Consider the following 16,218-nt stretch of genomic DNA (forward strand, 5'->3'; position numbering starts at 1 on the left):
GATGATACGTAAGTCTGGCAGAGAAGACGAATTAGTTCATCCAGCGGTCTTTGCGTTTGCGGCTCGGCACCAGGTGTGGCAACACCAGACCGAGGAGCAGGCCGACGCCGAGCACGCCGCCGCCATACATAAACCACTGCATGATAATGGTGCGCTGTTTGTCATCTAATTGCAGATTGGCGGCGCTCACCTTCTTCTGCGCGACAACCAGCTCGTTTTTCAGCTTTTGGTTCTCTTCTTTCAGGCCGTTGATCACAGCATCGCTACCGGCGACTTTTTTTTGCATGTCCGCCGTACGCTGGTTCCAGGTGGTATCGATGTTGTTCAGCTTATCGGTCAGGGTTTTGACCTGGTTTTCCAGGTCCGGCACGCGGATGCGGATGCTGGGCTCATTGCTCAGCTCTTTCAGCGGGATCCAGGCGGTACGACCGCTGCTGTCGCGCACTTGCGCATAGCTGGTGCTGTCGTTGGTTTGCAGCACTGCGACTTCTTCCCCGGCGTTGATGGTACCCACGAGACGATAATTATCGCCCGGACCACTGCGAACCCAGGTATTCAGTTCATCAGAAACGTAACGCTTTTCTTCCGCGTGAACCGCCGTGGCGGCGCTAAGCGCCAGCAAAGTAAATGTAATAAGGCGTAATTTTGGCATCAGGTCATCGTTTGGTCATAAAAAGTTGAACGATAGTAGTGGCATCACCGTAGTGACGCAAAGTTTTCCGCCACAATCGGAATCATCCAGGAGGTGGCCCGGCAAAATGCGCATTGCATGGCGATTCGCCGCAAAATACTATTTACTGACAAGAAATATCGTCGTTAGTTCGCCGTATTTTCCCGGCACAGCATATAAGCGGAAGAATTCAGTCATGGCTCAAGAAATCGAATTAAAGTTTATTGTCGCCCAGGATGGCGTAGACGTACTGCGTCAGCATCTTAACGGGTTAGAGGCAAAGCACACGCCCGCAGGTCAATTGCTGAATATTTACTACGAAACGGCGGATAACTGGCTGCGTCGTCACGATATGGGGTTGCGTATTCGCGGCGACCAGGGGCGTTATGAAATGACGCTGAAAATCGCTGGTCGCGTGGTGGGCGGGCTACATCAGCGTCCGGAATACAATATTGCGCTGGAAAAACCAGAACTGGCGCTGGAGAAGCTCCCTGCCGAAGTCTGGCCGCAGTGCGAGCTGCCGACCGAGCTTGCGCAGAACGTACAGCCGCTTTTTAGTACCGATTTCGAACGTGAAAGATGGGTAGTGAAAGAAGGCGGTAGCGAGATTGAAATTGCCCTCGATCGGGGGGAAGTCAAAGCTGGTGAGCATCAGGAGCCTATCTGCGAGCTGGAACTGGAGCTGCTGTCTGGCGATCCGCAGGATATTCTGACCCTTGCCCATCGCCTGCTGGATATCGGCGTGCTGCGTCAGGGAAGTCTGAGCAAAGCGGCTCGCGGCTATCATTTGGCGCAGGGCAATGAAGAGCGTCCGCTAACCGCATTATCTGTTTTGCGTGTGACGTCGAAGGCCAGCGTGGAGCAGGCGCTGGAGGCGGCGCTGGAAAACGCGCTGGCGCACTGGCTCTATCATGATGAAGTCCTCAATCGCGGCAATTCAAAAGCGAAAGCCGAGATTTTTCATGCGATTGCCCGCGTTCGGCATACGCTGGTGTTGTTTGGCGGCATTGTCCCTCGTAAGGCAACGACCCAACTTCGTGAGCGCTTGAACGAAGCTGAAGCTGCGTTGTTGGAGGAAAAGAACGCCCAGGCAGCGCTGTTTAATGTTGCCTGCGTAGGCGCTAAGCTGGCGCTTACCGAGTGGCTGGTGAATCGCGGCTGGCGTCCCTTTATGAACGCTGCCGGTGAACAGAAAATCAGCGGTTCTTTCAAACGTTTTGCTGATATTCAGCTCTCTCGGGCGGCGGCTGAGCTGAAAAATTCGATTGCGCAGCCGTCAGCCGATGAGTATGTCGGTCAGCTTCCGCGCCTGGCGCGCGAAATCGACAGCGTTCAGCTTCTGGCTGGTGCGTATGCAGATGTTGCCGCGCCGTGGTTGGAGAGCTGGCAAGAAATCCACCGGGCGATTGAGCATAACGACAGCAGCGTCCTCGAATATTTCCGTCGCCAGGCGCTGGCAGCAGAGCCGTTCTGGCTGCATAGTGGAAAACGATAATTTCAGGCCAGGGAGCCCCTAAGATGCCGCTTTCTTCGCAATTACAGCAGCACTGGCAGACGGTCATAGACCGGCTACCGGCGGATTTTCCAGTATCCACATTAAGTGAGCAGGCGCAGTCGGTGATGGCATTCAGCGATTTCGTCGAGCACAGTCTGGTCGCCCAACCGCAATGGCTAGCGGAACTTGAAAGCTCGCCGCCTGAGGCGCAGGAGTGGCGTCATTACGCCGACTGGCTACAGACGCGTCTTGCAGAGGTGAATGATGAAGCTACGTTGATGCGCGAGCTGCGCCAGTTTCGCCGCTGGATAATGGTGCGTATCGCCTGGGCCCAGTCGTTATCGCTGGTCAGCGAAGAGAGCAGTTTGCAGCAGCTAAGCGTGCTGGCGGAGACGCTGATTGTCGCCGCCCGCGACTGGCTTTACGTTGCCTGTTGCCGCGAATGGGGGACTCCGTGCAATGCTGAAGGTTCGCCGCAGCCGCTGTTGATTTTGGGGATGGGTAAACTTGGCGGCGGCGAGCTTAACTTCTCCTCCGACATCGACCTGATTTTTGCCTGGCCGGAGCATGGCTCCACGCAAGGTGGGCGTCGGGAGTTGGATAACGCGCAGTTTTTTACCCGTCTTGGACAACGTCTAATCAAGGTCCTGGATCAGCCCACTCAGGATGGTTTCGTTTATCGCGTCGACATGCGCCTGCGCCCGTTCGGCGATAGCGGTCCGCTGGTGTTGAGCTTCGCCGCGCTGGAGGATTATTACCAGGAACAGGGACGCGACTGGGAGCGATACGCGATGGTGAAAGCGCGGATTATGGGCGATAACGATGGCATTTATGCCAGCGAACTGCGCGCCATGCTGCGGCCGTTCGTCTTCCGTCGCTACATCGATTTCAGCGTCATTCAGTCCCTGCGCAACATGAAGGGGATGATTGCCCGCGAAGTTCGCCGCCGTGGGCTGAAGGACAATATCAAGCTCGGCGCGGGCGGCATCCGCGAGATTGAATTTATCGTCCAGGTCTTCCAGTTGATTCGCGGCGGGCGCGAGCCGATGCTGCAACAGCGTGCTTTGTTGCCGACGCTGGCCGCTATCGAAGAGCTCCACCTACTACCTGAAGGTGATGCGTCAAGGCTGCGAGAAGCCTATCTATTTTTGCGTCGCCTGGAAAACTTGCTGCAAAGTATCAACGATGAACAGACGCAAACCCTGCCGCAGGACGAACTCAATCGCGCCCGGCTGGCGTGGGGGATGGGCGCTGCCGACTGGGAGGCGCTTAGCGCGCGCCTGGCCGAGCAGATGGCCAACGTGCGGCGCGTCTTTAATGAATTGATTGGCGACGATGAAGCGCAATCGCCGGATGAACAGCTCGCAGAGTACTGGCGCGAACTGTGGCAGGACGCGCTGGAAGAGGACGACACCAGCCCGGCGCTGGCGCATCTTGCGGATAACGATCGCCGCAGCGTGCTGGCGCTGATCGCCGATTTCCGTAAAGAGCTGGACCGGCGCACGATTGGCCCGCGCGGTCGCCAGGTGCTTGACCAGCTCATGCCGCATCTACTGAGCGAAATCTGTTCACGTGCGGATGCTCCGGTACCGTTGGCGCGCATTACGCCGCTACTGACCGGGATCGTCACCCGTACCACTTATCTTGAGCTGCTGAGCGAATTCCCCGGCGCGTTGAAACATCTGATTAGCCTGTGCGCCGCTTCGCCGATGGTCGCCAGTCAGTTGGCGCGTCATCCGCTGCTGCTGGATGAGTTGCTGGACCCGAATACCCTCTATCAACCGACGGCTACCGATGCCTATCGTGATGAGCTGCGACAGTATCTGCTGCGCGTGCCGGAAGAGGATGAAGAGCAGCAACTGGAAGCGTTACGCCAGTTTAAACAGGCGCAGTTGCTGCACATTGCCGCCGCCGATATCGCCGGGACGCTGCCGGTGATGAAAGTAAGCGATCACTTAACCTGGCTGGCTGAGGCGATGATCGATGCGGTAGTTCAACAGGCGTGGCTGCAAATGGTCGCTCGCTATGGTCAGCCAACGCATCTGCACGATCGTCAGGGGCGCGGCTTTGCAGTGGTTGGCTACGGCAAGCTGGGGGGCTGGGAACTGGGCTACAGTTCTGACCTCGATCTGGTGTTCCTGCATGACTGCCCGATGGAAGTGATGACCGACGGCGAGCGCGAAATTGATGGTCGCCAATTTTATCTGCGCCTGACGCAGCGCATTATGCATCTTTTCAGCACCCGAACGCCTTCGGGCATTCTGTACGAAGTGGACGCTCGCTTACGCCCTTCAGGCGCGGCGGGTATGCTGGTTACCACCACCGATTCCTTTGCTGATTATCAGCAAAACGAAGCCTGGACCTGGGAGCATCAGGCGCTGGTTCGCGCCCGCATTGTCTATGGCGATCCGGAGCTACAGGCGCGTTTTGACGTGATTCGTCGGGATATTCTTACCACTGCGCGCGAAGGCGAAAAACTGCAAACTGAAGTGCGGGAAATGCGTGAGAAAATGCGCGCTCACCTCGGTAATAAGCATCATGATCGCTTTGATATTAAAGCTGATGCTGGCGGGATCACGGATATTGAATTTATTACCCAGTATCTGGTCCTACGCTATGCCAGTGATAAGCCGAAGCTCACGCGTTGGTCTGATAACGTGCGCATTCTGGAACTGCTGGCGCAGAACGATATTATGGACGATGCAGAGGCGAGGGCATTGACCCATGCCTACACCACGTTACGCGATGCGTTGCATCACCTGGCCCTGCAGGAACTGCCGGGGAACGTGGCGCCTGATGCGTTTAGTCAGGAACGTGAACAGGTCAGCGCCAGCTGGCAGAAGTGGTTGATGGCTTAACTAAAAAAACGGGTGTGCTATTATCGCGCGCAAAGTTTGCGTCTCGCAGGAGAAAGTAATGAAAGTAACGCTGCCAGAGTTTGAACGTGCAGAAGTGTTGGTGGTTGGCGATGTGATGCTGGACCGCTACTGGTATGGCCCTACTAGCCGAATTTCGCCGGAAGCGCCGGTGCCGGTGGTGAAAGTAGAAAATATCGAAGAGCGTCCTGGCGGTGCGGCAAACGTAGCGATGAACATTGCGTCGCTCGGTGCGACTTCTCGCCTGGTGGGCTTGACCGGCATTGACGATGCTGCCCGTGCGTTAAGCAAGGCGCTGGCCGACGTCAATGTGAAGTGCGATTTTGTTTCCCTGCCGACGCATCCAACAATCACCAAGCTGCGCGTGCTTTCGCGCAATCAGCAGCTGATTCGTCTTGATTTCGAAGAAGGTTTCTCTGGCGTCGATCCGCAGCCGATGCACGAGCGTATTCAGCAGGCGCTGAGCTCTATTGGTGCGCTGGTGCTATCTGACTACGCTAAAGGCGCGCTGGCCAGCGTGCAGACCATGATTAAGCTCGCTCGTGACGCGGGCGTTCCGGTGTTGATCGACCCGAAAGGCACTGATTTTGAACGCTATCGTGGTGCTACGCTGCTGACGCCGAACCTCTCCGAGTTTGAAGCGGTAGCGGGGAAATGTCAGAACGAAGCGGAAATCGTTGAGCGTGGGATGAAAATCATCACTGATTTCGAGCTGTCTGCGCTGCTGGTCACTCGCTCCGAGCAGGGTATGACGCTGCTGCAGCCGGGCCGACCGGCTCTACATATGCCGACTCAGGCGCAGGAGGTTTATGACGTAACCGGCGCGGGCGATACGGTGATTGGCGTGCTGGCCGCGACGCTGGCTTCCGGTAATTCGCTGGAAGAAGCCTGCTACTTCGCCAACGCGGCGGCAGGCGTAGTGGTGGGCAAACTCGGTACCTCTACCGTTTCGCCTATCGAGCTGGAAAATGCGGTTCGCGGGCGTTCAGAAACGGGCTTTGGCGTGATGAACGAAGAAGAGCTGAAGCTGGCAGTGGCCGCGGCGCGTAAACGCGGCGAGAAAGTCGTGATGACCAACGGCGTGTTCGACATTCTGCACGCGGGCCACGTCTCCTATCTGGCGAATGCGCGCAAGCTGGGCGACCGCCTGATTGTTGCCGTTAACAGCGACGCATCGACCAAACGTCTGAAAGGCGAGTCTCGCCCGGTGAACCCGCTGGATCAGCGAATGATCGTGCTGGGTGCGCTGGAAGCTGTCGACTGGGTGGTCTCTTTTGAAGAAGATACGCCACAGCGGCTGATTGCCGGAATTCTGCCGGACCTGTTGGTGAAAGGCGGCGACTACAAGCCGGAGCAGATTGCCGGTAGTGAAGAAGTGTGGGCAAACGGCGGCGAGGTGCTGGTGCTCAACTTTGAAGATGGCTGTTCGACGACCAATATTATCCGCAAGATTCAGAAAGATAGCGAAAAATAAGCGTTTTTTCTGATGATAGACAAAACCCGGCGCGATTAAGTTGCCGGGTTTTTTTATTGCATACGCCCCCTTGCCAGGAGGGCGTTTTTTTATTCTGCTGCTGGGGTTTTTACCTGAGTGGCTTCACCCGTCGTAGTGGTGCCTGGAATTGATGCTGTTAGCGGCCCGGCCAGCGATGCCAGAGAACCGCCGGAGAGGCCAATTTCATTTAACAGCGAATCAATCAGCGGCGCCTGGGTACGATAGGAAAGGGCTGCGGACAACGCCTGCTCCGCCAAATTGTTGCCGCCTGCGCTGACGGTGGCGTTTTCCGCGCCGCCAGCGCTGCCGCCCCGGTTAAGGCCGTCAACCTGAATAATCTTGATGCCTTCAATGGACTTCATCGGCTCAACGGATTTCTCGATAACCGCCGGTAGCGATTGCAGCAGTGCCAGTTTGAATTTCAGACTGGTCTGTTGATCGGAAAGCACGTTGATAGCATCGTTGAGTGCGCGCTGGGCTTCCGCTTCCGCGAGCCCCTTTTTCTTTGCGGCTTCTGCCAGTTCCACGATTGCTGCTGCCTGAAGCTCAGCGGCTTCTTTTTCTGCTTTAGCCCGAACCGTCAGCTCGACTGCCTGGGTTTCCGCATCCTGAGAGGCGGCGATTAACGCAACCTGTTTCGCACGATCGGCTTCCGCCGTTTGGCGCGTGGTTTCAACATTTTGCTGGGCACGTACGGATTCGGCCAGTGCGTCGTTGGCGCGAGCTTCCGCTTGGGACTGCTGCTCGGATTTTGCGGCGATGGCGATAGATTTTGTCTGATTCGCAATTTCCGTCGCCTGCTGCTGCTCGATCTCTTTAATGCGAATTTCTCGCTCCGCTTCGACCTTTTTAGTGCGCACAATCTGCTCGCGTTCGATTTCGCTTTCCTGAATCTGACGCTCGGCCTGGATGCGCGTTTGTTCTGCTTCACGATGGCGTTCAGCTTCAAACGCGGTGATTTTCGCGTTTTGCTCGGCGGTGCGGGTTTTCACCTGCTGCTCCTGCTCAAGCGTCATAAAGGCTTCTTGCTGTGCGATTTCGAGCTTGCGCGACAGGGCATCGCGGTTTTTTTCCCGCACGGCGACTTCAACGTCCTGCTCGACTTCATTACGCTCGCGACGACGACGCTCCGTCTCTTGGGTGAGCTTAGTCAAACCTTCGGCGTCAAAGGCGTTGTTGGGGTTGAAGTGCTCTTTCGAAGTCTGGTTGAAGTTTGTCAACGAGACGCTTTCCAGCTCCAGGCCGTTTTTGGATAAGTCTTCAGCAACGGTATTTTGTACGCCCTGCACGAAGTTTTCACGCGTATCCTGCAGCTCATGCATGGTCATCTGCGCCGCGGTGGCGCGCAGGGCATCAACGAACTTATCCTCGACCAGCATGCGCAGGTCTTCCGGCGACAATGTGCGTTGACCGAGGGTTTGCGCTGCGGTGGCAATACCTTCAACAGACGGTTTGACCCTGACGAAGAAGGCCACGACGACGTCGACGCGCATACGATCTTTGGTGATCAGGCTGTCGGCGGTGGAGCGGCTAACTTCCAGCTTCAGGGTATTCATGTTGATCGGAATTATTTCGTGGAAAATGGGCATTGAGATAGCCCCTCCACTCATGACCACTTTTTGTCCGCCAAGACCTGTACGGACAAAAGCCTGTTCTGCGGAAGCCCGGCGATAGAGCCTGGCGAAAATAATACCGATAACCAATAGAACAATGACGGCGACACCCGCCGTAAACATCCATGAGGGGAATAAGCCAGTAATGCTATCCATTATGTAACCTCCTTATTTATGAGAAACAAAACTATAAAACGTGTGGCCAGGGATTTAGCTCAGCTAAATAACGTGTTGAAGTAAGTCTGAGGATAATTAGAACCCGATCCCCTCTTTTAAACTCTTTACCCTCTTCCGGCTCAAGTAATAAATAATGTGTTTGACCGAATTTATCCGTGAACTTTCCTTCGCACGGACGGCCTGACTCGGCAAAATGGCCAGTAATAAGGGCCATGCTGCCAATAAAATCGTCTTCGGTAATTGCCGTGGTTTCATCGAGAGGCAACCATGGCGCAATGGCTTTTCCCGTATAGTGTACCGCGATGCCAGAGGCCAGTAAGCAGGCTGGCGCTAACAGGAAGTTGTTCAACGGCGATTGCATAAGGCTCACCCAGGCGTGCTGGATGAGGATACCGAGAAACCCAAAATAGCCTCCCAGTAGACAGAGTACGATAAGTGCAGGGATTCGCCCGATATTCAGATAATGAAGAACCTGGCCGATGTTACCGGAAGTTAAAGAGTCAAAATGATTTAAATGCGCATCAATAATGCCGGAAAGCAGATGTCCGAAAATAAGCGCGATGACTTCCAGAAGACCAATAAGGAGTATGAATGATAGTGCGAAAAGATAAGGGTTGTTGTATTCGGAAAATAAATGCATGAATCTCCTTATTCGTGAAAGATCTTATAAAAATTTTACCCGGATACTGGTTGTTAGTTTAACAATAATACGAGCAATAGAATAGGTAATATCGCTATTCCTTTTGTTTTTTAATGCGCTCAGATGGAACTTAACCGTGCAGTATCCAAGGGGATCTGGAGGCAAAGGGGAGAGAGGTTCAGCGATGTGAGATCACACTTTAAAACCTAATGATGAGAATTATGATTTAGCGCAATAAATAGCCACTTTGAACGCATTTTTCGCCCAAAAAAAGTTAAGGTAAGAATAAATACTGAAGTGAGTAAAAAGCATATGACCAATCAGAATACCAACGGCTGAAGGAGTATGCGGATGAATAATAAAGACATGTATTTGATGAAGAATTTTGATTTTCTGGCTCAGAGTTTCGCCAGAATGTACGCACAAGGTCAGCCCGTCGATCTTCAGGCCATTGTCGGTAACATGGATGAAGCGCATCGCGAGTGGTTTTGCCAACGATATGAGTTTTACCGCCAGCAGGTGAGTAAGGCCATGAGCCCAGAAGCGGAGTTGGAGCACTGAGACTACAACGGGCCTTTTCGGCCCGTTGCTTGTTTTACGGCTTCTCTTCTGCGTTCGGAGTCACCGATACGCTCGCCGAGCGGCTTTCCAGTTCGCTCAGGCGTTGTTCCAGCAAAGCCAGTTTTTCACGTGTACGCAGTAGCACCTGCGTCTGCACATCAAACTCTTCGCGGCTTACCAGATCCAGACGAGTTAACTGCGACTGGAGCACCTGACGAATTTTTTTCTCCACATCTTCTCCAAGGTCACGAAGGCCTTTCGGCATTGACTCATGGACCTGACGGGCGATCTGTTCAATTTTTTTCGGGTCAATCATGGTGGTTTCCTGATCTGGTCGGTTTGCTGCTCATTGTAGTGCGATCGTCGGTACCGATAAACCATAAATGTTTGAAGCTTATGCATTGCCGACGATAGTCAATAGCGTTATAGTTGCTGTGCTTATTCTCAGGGCGGGGCGAAATTCCCCACCGGCGGTAAATCAACCATAGCGTTGAAAGCCCGCGAGCGCTTTCTGCGAAAGCAGAAAGGTCAGCAGATCCGGTGTGATTCCGGGGCCGACGGTTAGAGTCCGGATGGGAGAGAGTAACGGCTCAGTCGGGTTTCGATCTGCTTGCGTTGACTTTTGCCGCTAAACCGGCGCTCCTAAGACTGCCCTGATTCTGGTAACCATAATTTTAATGAGGTTTTTTTACCATGAATCAGACGCTCCTTTCTTCTTTTGGTACCGCTTTTGAACGCGTGGAACACGCTTTAAATGCACTGCGCGAAGGCCGCGGTGTGATGGTGCTTGACGATGAAGACCGTGAAAACGAAGGCGATATGATTTTCGCCGCTGAAACCATGACCGTTGAGCAGATGGCGCTGACCATTCGTCACGGCAGTGGCATTGTCTGCCTGTGCCTGACTGAAGATCGTCGCAAACAGCTCGATCTGCCAATGATGGTTGAAAACAACACCAGCGCTTACGGCACCGGTTTTACCGTGACCATTGAAGCTGCTGAAGGCGTCACCACCGGCGTTTCTGCCGCTGATCGTGTGACTACCGTGCGTGCGGCGATTGCCGATGGCGCAAAACCGTCAGACCTGAACCGTCCTGGCCACGTCTTCCCGTTGCGTGCGCAGCCGGGTGGCGTACTGACCCGCGGCGGTCATACCGAAGCAACTATCGACCTGGTGACTCTGGCGGGTTTCAAACCGGCAGGCGTACTGTGCGAACTGACTAACGACGATGGCTCCATGGCCCGTGCGCCGCAGTGCATCGAATTTGCTCAGCAGCATAATATGGCCGTAGTGACTATCGAAGATTTATCAGCTTATCGTCGTGAGCACGAACGTAAAGCGAGCTAATTCTTGCTTATTTGCTCGCAAAGCCCACTTTCATGTGGGCTTTATTGTTTTTGGCGCTTAGCCAATCCCCATTGTCTGCAGCACAACCAGACTTAATCCCATCACTGACATTCCACAGAGTACGCCATAACTGGGATTACTCTGGGGGTCTATCTCTTTTGCCAGCGGCATGAGCTCATCGACCGATAGCGCGATCATTATTCCGGCGACAGCGGCCATAATTGCCCCCATCACTACCGGTGAGACCAGACTGCCGAGGATAAGCCAGGCCAGCAGGCCACCGAGGATTTCCGCCATGCCGGAAATTCCAGCCCAGAACACGGCTTTACTTCTGGAACCGGTGGCGGCGTATACCGGACCGGCAACCGCCAACCCTTCAGGAATATTGTGTAGCGCGACTGCTAATGCAACTCCCATACCTAACTCAAGGTTATTGCTGGCCGTCACGAAGGTGGCGATGCCCTCCGGAAAGTTATGCAGGCTGATGCCTAACGTCAGGAGCATTGCCGTACGCTGCAGATTACGCGGGCGCGAGATACCAGGGATCATCAGGTCCTGCGGGTGGGCGTGCGGTAGCAGGCGGTCAAGAGCAAAGTAGCCCAGCAGGCCGGTAATAAACATACCGTAGCCAAGTAATGGTGACATGCCTTCGGTTCTCAGCGCGGCGGGCAACATTTCCATCAGTGAGATCAGCAGCATAATCCCGGCAGCGAAACCCAAGGAAAATCCCAATAAGCGATTGGACGGCTTCTGCCCAATAACGCCGAAAATGGCACCGATAAAGGTGGCGCTCCCTGCCAGCAGGGTCAATATAACTGGTGATGACATTATTCATCTCCTTATGATAATGATTATCATTAATAGTATCTGTATTAATTGACGATCGCGAGAGGAAGAATTAACTCTTTACCACCTCTTACATTCAAATTTTCTGACGATCATCATCATGCTTATCAGAGTTTATCCTGCAGCAAAAGCGCGTAATGTGAATACATCAAATTCATCTGAATTAAGGATATCATCATGTCCCGTACCCGTATGCCCGCGCTGTTTTTAGGTCATGGCAGCCCAATGAATGTGCTGGAAGATAACATCTACACTCGCGCCTGGCGCCACTTGGGTGAAGCGCTACCGCGACCAAAAGCGATTGTGGTGATTTCTGCGCACTGGTTCACGCGCGGTACGGGAGTGACCGCGATGGAAGCACCGAAAACCATTCATGATTTTGGCGGCTTCCCGCAGGCGCTATATGATACGCATTACCCGGCACCGGGTTCTCCTCAACTGGCGCAGCGCCTGGTTGAGTTACTGGCGCCAGTACCAGTGACGCTGGATAAAGAGGCCTGGGGGTTTGATCACGGTTCGTGGGGCGTGCTGATTAAGATGCATCCAGATGCAGATATTCCGATGGTACAGTTGAGCATTGATAGTACTAAACCCGCGGCCTGGCATCTGGAAATGGGGCGCAAGCTGGCGCAACTTCGCGATGAGGGCATTATGCTGATCGCGAGCGGTAACGTGGTGCATAACCTGCGTACCGCGCGTTGGCATGGTGAAAGCACGTCATATCCCTGGGCTGAGTCGTTTAATGATTACGTGAAAGCGAACCTGACCTGGAAAGGACCGGTTGCTGAACATCCGTTGGTGAACTATCTGGCGCATGAAGGCGGATCGCTATCCAACCCGACCGCAGACCACTTCCTGCCGCTGCTTTATGTCCTGGGGGCGTGGGATGGTGAAGAATCGATTACTATTCCGGTTGAAGGAATTGAGATGGGGTCGCTCAGCATGCTGTCAGTGGTGATTGGTGCTTAAAGAAGTGATAACCCCGACAGAGTCATGCTGTCGGGGTTAGGTGTTACTCAGTGAAAACGTGCGGATAGAAACGCGACAGATCCTGGGTAATCAACGCCCGGTCTTCGCGAATACCGATCCCCGCAGGTTGATCGTTAATCAGCCAGCTACCGATGAGCGTGTAGCTATCGCCAAACTTTGGCAGCGTGTAGAACTCCTGCACGATGGTGCCTTCTTCACCGTACGGACCTTCTACTGCTTCTACTACTTTGCCGTTTTCTACGATAGAGACGTTAGCACCTTCGCGGGAGAAGATCGGCTTAATGACGTACTTCTCCATCTCCGGATGCGCATCTTCGCTGAAGTAAGCCGCCAGCAGATTGGGATGATTCGGGAACATCTCCCACAGCAACGGCAGCAATGCTTTGTTGGAAATGATGCTCTTCCATGCTGGTTCCAGCCAGCGAACGCCAGCATCTTCCAGTTTGGTAGAGAACACTTCGCGCAGCATATACTCCCACGGATAGAGCTTGAACAAATTACCAATCACTTGGTCCTGCTGATCGGTAAACTGACCTTTTTCGCCCAAACCAATTTCTTCGATATAGAGGAATTCGGTCGCTACACCCGCTTCTGCGGCACAGTCCTGCAGATACTGCACGGTGCCGCGATCTTCAATGGTATCGCGGCAACAGGCCATATGCAGATACTGGAAACCGAACTGTTCGCGCAGCTCGCTGAATCGCTCAATCAGCTTCTCCTGCAGACTGTTGAACTGGTCGCTGCCTGGTGGCAGCAAGCCTGCATTCTGCTGGTCTTCCATCCAGATCCATTGGAAGAAAGCAGCTTCGTATAGAGACGTTGGCGTATCGGCGTTATTCTCCAGCAGCTTCGGTTCACCCACACCGTCCCAGGCCAGATCGAGACGCGAGTACAGCGAGGGCTGATTGGTTTTCCACGACTGGCGCACGAATCCCCAGGTATGTTTGGGGATGCGGAATTTGGCCATGAGGTCATCGCTGGCGATGACCTTCTCCACAGCCTGCAAGCACATCTGATGTAGCTCAGCGGTAACGTCTTCAAGCTTGTCAACCTGCGCCAGCGTCAGTTTGTAATAGGCCTCTTCGCTCCAGTACGGCTCGCCGTACATGGTGTGAAAGTTAAAGCCATATTCTGTTGCCTTTTCACGCCAGTCCGGGCGCTCGGTAATGCTGATTCTTTCCATGTTGCTTAGCCGCCCATTGAGCGCGAAGAAGAAGAGCTTGCTGAGCTGCGCTGCATTGTTGATTGCTTAGCGACTGAGTCGCCGAAGCCGCCGCGCGTCACTGTGTTGGTGGTGGCCGGTTTCGGTGCCATCGCAGTTTTGGGTACGTTCATGGTACGGCCCGGCTGCGCCGCGCCGTAGCTCTTACCGCCTGCATCGGTGTATTTACCGTAGGCTGGGCTGGCCGGGTTTTTCGAGCTAAACAGAGGCTGCTGTGCGCCCATTCCGCCGCCCATCATTCGGCCCATCATGTAACCTGCCATCAGCGGCATCCAGAAGCTGCCGCTGCTTTGCGCCTGCGCCTGGTTTTCCGGAGCCATGCCCGCCTGAGCTGGCGTCTGCTGGCATTGGCCTTCGCCAAATTCGGCTACGCAATCTTCACGAGTTGCATATTTCGGTGCGGTACGTTCAGCTTCCTTGACCGCATTCGTGTAAGCGGTGGTGCACTCTGCTGCTTTGCTCGGGTTTGCGGCAGAGCAGTCGTCGGCGTTCTGATACAGAGAAACCGTCTCATCGCTTTGTTCACAACCGGCGAGCATAAATACGGCCGTAACGGCAAGGGCGACCGGCGTTAAATGGCGTGCGCTCCAGCTTTTGCGGAAGGAGGCGTGATTAATATTTTTTGTCCGTTTCATGTTTGTCTTCCTGGACCCAGTGGTATGCGTTTTGTTAACGCTCAGGATAGAGGATGAGTGGTGGAAAATGAAGCGAAGAGGGGCGGAAAGCAGGAGATCTTTACGTTGCCTTACGTTTAACGCTTCGCTTACCCGGCTGGATAAGCGAAGCGCGTACTACGCAAGACTGATTACTGGCGGAACGGATTGCTGCCGCTGGTACTGGTGGTGCGTGCTGATGCGGGTTTTGCTGCGGCGGTATTGCTATAGCCGTCAGCGCTGGCATCCTGCTGCGGGTTTTCCGGCGCGACGCTATCTGGTGAGGTTGGAATAGCTTTGCCCAATGTATTGTTGAGCGCAACCAGGTCCTGCTCGTTCAGCGTACCGAGTGCAGATTTGATGTTCAGTTCGTTAATCAGATAGTTATAACGCGCGCTGGAGAGCTGTTGTTTGGCGTTGTACAGCGTAGTGGTCGCATCCAACACATCAACGATGGTACGGGTACCAACCGAATAACCGGCTTCCATCGCATCCAATGAGCTCTGAGCGGAAACCACGGCCTGTTTGTAAGCGTTGATGCTACTGATCGATGCATTCACGTTGTTAAACGAGGAACGAACGGTCTGCACGACGCTACGGTGGGCGCTTTCCAACTGTTCGCTGGCACCAACGAAGTTGTATTGTGCTTGTTTAACCTGGGAGTTAACCATTCCACCCTGGTAAAGCGGCAGTGAGAAGCTCAGGCCGATTTTGTTCTGCCCAGCATCGTTGTCACGGTTTACGCTATTCGAACCGCTGTAGCGGTTATTTGATACCCCGCTGGAGGCGTTCAAATTCAGGGTCGGCAGATGACCATCCTGCGCTTGACGAATCTGCTCGCGCGCCAGGTCCTGGCTCAGACGAGCCTGCAGCAGCGACAGGTTGCGGTTTTCCGCTTCCTTCAGTAGCGCGTTGACCGCAGACGGCTTGTTGGTTTTAAAACCGTCGACGTTCAGCGAGGCCAGTTCCGGATAGTAGTTACCGGTGACCTGGCGCAGTTCTTCCACTGCGTTATCGAGGTCGTTACGCGCGGTGACTTCATTCGCCAATACGGAGTCGTACTGTGAACGGGCGTTTTGCACGTCGGTGATGGCAACCAGGCCCACGTTAAAACGTTGGGTGGTCTGATCTAACTGGCGGTAAATGGCCTGTTTCTGCGCTTCGGTATAGGAGAGCGTATCGATAGCAGCCAGAACTTTAAAATAGGCCGTTGCGGTGTTCAGGATCAGCGTTTGTTGATCCGTCTGATAAGTGACGTCCTGAATACCGGCGGTTTTTTCCTGCAGCGTCAGAGAACGCCATTTCGACATATCGAACAGAACCTGCGTTAACTGCAACGCGCCGCTGGTGACGTTGGAATTCTGGTCTTTAGAATCACGAAAGCCATTAGTATAGGTGTAATCCGCACCCAGACCGAGCTGTGGTAGTAATGGGCTACGCGCTTCGTTGATCTTTTCGAATGCGGCATCACGATCGGCTGCTGATTTACGCAGATCAGGGTTACTGATACGCGCCTGCTGATAAACCTGCATCAGGTTTTCTGCCTGGCTCATGGCACTGAAGCCAGTCAGGCCCAGGCCGATAAGGATGGGAAAGAGTTTCTTCATTTGCATTCCTTGTTGTGAAGCATTTA

At 54.1% G+C, this 16,218-nt stretch carries 14 protein-coding genes and 1 riboswitch; of the genes, 6 read left to right on the top strand and 8 right to left on the bottom strand.

Annotation, left to right across the window (positions count from 1 at the left end; translation table 11 throughout):
• Positions 1-31 precede the first annotated feature (31 nt).
• A complete protein-coding gene (locus HV213_RS03860) occupies positions 32-652 on the bottom strand; it encodes a TIGR04211 family SH3 domain-containing protein (RefSeq protein WP_112213692.1) in 621 nt (206 codons plus the stop codon).
• Between the two features lie 214 nt (positions 653-866).
• On the opposite strand from HV213_RS03860, the gene HV213_RS03865 reads away from it, so the two are divergent.
• From HV213_RS03865 to hldE, 3 genes are read left to right on the top strand one after another with little or no spacing between them, the layout of a single operon-like run.
• Complete coding sequence (locus tag HV213_RS03865) at positions 867-2,165, top strand: CYTH domain-containing protein (RefSeq protein WP_181484826.1); 1,299 nt, start codon at positions 867-869, stop codon at positions 2,163-2,165.
• 23 nt (positions 2,166-2,188) lie between these two features.
• Entirely contained in the window at positions 2,189-5,023 is a 2,835-nt protein-coding gene (gene glnE, locus HV213_RS03870) for a bifunctional [glutamate--ammonia ligase]-adenylyl-L-tyrosine phosphorylase/[glutamate--ammonia-ligase] adenylyltransferase (RefSeq protein WP_181484827.1), read from the top strand.
• A 58-nt stretch (positions 5,024-5,081) separates the two neighbouring features.
• Positions 5,082-6,515 carry a bifunctional D-glycero-beta-D-manno-heptose-7-phosphate kinase/D-glycero-beta-D-manno-heptose 1-phosphate adenylyltransferase HldE gene (hldE, locus tag HV213_RS03875; protein ID WP_181484828.1) on the top strand — a complete coding sequence of 478 codons (1,434 nt, stop codon included), beginning with the start codon at positions 5,082-5,084 and terminating at the stop codon, positions 6,513-6,515.
• A gap of 89 nt (positions 6,516-6,604) precedes the next feature.
• Here hldE and HV213_RS03880 read toward each other — a convergent pair whose 3' ends face one another.
• The gene (locus HV213_RS03880) at positions 6,605-8,305 is read right to left on the bottom strand and encodes a flotillin family protein (RefSeq protein WP_181484829.1); all 1,701 of its coding nucleotides are present in this window, start codon (positions 8,303-8,305) and stop codon (positions 6,605-6,607) included.
• Between the two features lie 31 nt (positions 8,306-8,336).
• Complete coding sequence (locus HV213_RS03885; RefSeq protein ID WP_181484830.1) at positions 8,337-8,966, bottom strand: OB-fold-containig protein; 630 nt, start codon at positions 8,964-8,966, stop codon at positions 8,337-8,339.
• Positions 8,967-9,317: 351 nt separating this feature from the next.
• Between HV213_RS03885 and glgS the strand changes: the two genes are divergently transcribed.
• Positions 9,318-9,527 carry a cell surface composition regulator GlgS gene (gene glgS / locus HV213_RS03890; RefSeq protein ID WP_181484831.1) on the top strand — a complete coding sequence of 70 codons (210 nt, stop codon included), beginning with the start codon at positions 9,318-9,320 and terminating at the stop codon, positions 9,525-9,527.
• A gap of 34 nt (positions 9,528-9,561) precedes the next feature.
• Here glgS and ubiK read toward each other — a convergent pair whose 3' ends face one another.
• Complete coding sequence (ubiK, locus tag HV213_RS03895) at positions 9,562-9,843, bottom strand: ubiquinone biosynthesis accessory factor UbiK (RefSeq protein ID WP_181484832.1); 282 nt, start codon at positions 9,841-9,843, stop codon at positions 9,562-9,564.
• Between the two features lie 120 nt (positions 9,844-9,963).
• A riboswitch (FMN riboswitch) is annotated at positions 9,964-10,115 on the top strand.
• A 105-nt stretch (positions 10,116-10,220) separates the two neighbouring features.
• On the opposite strand from ubiK, the gene ribB reads away from it, so the two are divergent.
• Positions 10,221-10,874: a 3,4-dihydroxy-2-butanone-4-phosphate synthase gene (ribB, locus tag HV213_RS03900; protein WP_181484833.1), complete on the top strand. Its 654-nt coding sequence runs from the start codon at positions 10,221-10,223 to the stop codon at positions 10,872-10,874.
• 57 nt (positions 10,875-10,931) lie between these two features.
• On the opposite strand, the gene zupT is transcribed toward ribB, so the two are convergent.
• Positions 10,932-11,702 carry a zinc transporter ZupT gene (gene zupT, locus HV213_RS03905; protein WP_181484834.1) on the bottom strand — a complete coding sequence of 257 codons (771 nt, stop codon included), beginning with the start codon at positions 11,700-11,702 and terminating at the stop codon, positions 10,932-10,934.
• Between the two features lie 195 nt (positions 11,703-11,897).
• On the opposite strand from zupT, the gene ygiD reads away from it, so the two are divergent.
• Positions 11,898-12,689, top strand: a complete 792-nt coding sequence (gene ygiD / locus HV213_RS03910) for a 4,5-DOPA-extradiol-dioxygenase (protein WP_181484835.1) — start codon at positions 11,898-11,900, stop codon at positions 12,687-12,689.
• Between the two features lie 43 nt (positions 12,690-12,732).
• On the opposite strand, the gene HV213_RS03915 is transcribed toward ygiD, so the two are convergent.
• From HV213_RS03915 to tolC, 3 genes are all read right to left on the bottom strand, one after another.
• Positions 12,733-13,893 carry a glutathionylspermidine synthase family protein gene (locus HV213_RS03915; RefSeq protein WP_181484836.1) on the bottom strand — a complete coding sequence of 387 codons (1,161 nt, stop codon included), beginning with the start codon at positions 13,891-13,893 and terminating at the stop codon, positions 12,733-12,735.
• A 5-nt stretch (positions 13,894-13,898) separates the two neighbouring features.
• A complete protein-coding gene (locus HV213_RS03920; protein WP_110273029.1) occupies positions 13,899-14,567 on the bottom strand; it encodes a DUF1190 family protein in 669 nt (222 codons plus the stop codon).
• A gap of 170 nt (positions 14,568-14,737) precedes the next feature.
• Positions 14,738-16,192, bottom strand: coding sequence for an outer membrane channel protein TolC (gene tolC / locus HV213_RS03925; protein WP_181484837.1), 1,455 nt, complete (start codon positions 16,190-16,192; stop codon positions 14,738-14,740).
• Positions 16,193-16,218: the final 26 nt, after the last annotated feature.

The organism is Klebsiella sp. RHBSTW-00484 (genome assembly GCF_013705725.1).
Classification (GTDB): domain Bacteria; phylum Pseudomonadota; class Gammaproteobacteria; order Enterobacterales; family Enterobacteriaceae; genus Klebsiella.

Bases quoted from the DNA above. Each gene is read 5' to 3' on its own strand.
- HV213_RS03860 (WP_112213692.1), bottom strand. From the start codon at position 652: ATGCCAAAATTACGCCTTATTACATTTACTTTGCTGGCGCTTAGCGCC.
- HV213_RS03865 (WP_181484826.1), top strand. From the start codon at position 867: ATGGCTCAAGAAATCGAATTAAAGTTTATTGTCGCCCAGGATGGCGTA.
- glnE (WP_181484827.1), top strand. From the start codon at position 2,189: ATGCCGCTTTCTTCGCAATTACAGCAGCACTGGCAGACGGTCATAGAC.
- hldE (WP_181484828.1), top strand. From the start codon at position 5,082: ATGAAAGTAACGCTGCCAGAGTTTGAACGTGCAGAAGTGTTGGTGGTT.
- HV213_RS03880 (WP_181484829.1), bottom strand. From the start codon at position 8,305: ATGGATAGCATTACTGGCTTATTCCCCTCATGGATGTTTACGGCGGGT.
- HV213_RS03885 (WP_181484830.1), bottom strand. From the start codon at position 8,966: ATGCATTTATTTTCCGAATACAACAACCCTTATCTTTTCGCACTATCA.
- glgS (WP_181484831.1), top strand. From the start codon at position 9,318: ATGAATAATAAAGACATGTATTTGATGAAGAATTTTGATTTTCTGGCT.
- ubiK (WP_181484832.1), bottom strand. From the start codon at position 9,843: ATGATTGACCCGAAAAAAATTGAACAGATCGCCCGTCAGGTCCATGAG.
- ribB (WP_181484833.1), top strand. From the start codon at position 10,221: ATGAATCAGACGCTCCTTTCTTCTTTTGGTACCGCTTTTGAACGCGTG.
- zupT (WP_181484834.1), bottom strand. From the start codon at position 11,702: ATGTCATCACCAGTTATATTGACCCTGCTGGCAGGGAGCGCCACCTTT.
- ygiD (WP_181484835.1), top strand. From the start codon at position 11,898: ATGTCCCGTACCCGTATGCCCGCGCTGTTTTTAGGTCATGGCAGCCCA.
- HV213_RS03915 (WP_181484836.1), bottom strand. From the start codon at position 13,893: ATGGAAAGAATCAGCATTACCGAGCGCCCGGACTGGCGTGAAAAGGCA.
- HV213_RS03920 (WP_110273029.1), bottom strand. From the start codon at position 14,567: ATGAAACGGACAAAAAATATTAATCACGCCTCCTTCCGCAAAAGCTGG.
- tolC (WP_181484837.1), bottom strand. From the start codon at position 16,192: ATGAAGAAACTCTTTCCCATCCTTATCGGCCTGGGCCTGACTGGCTTC.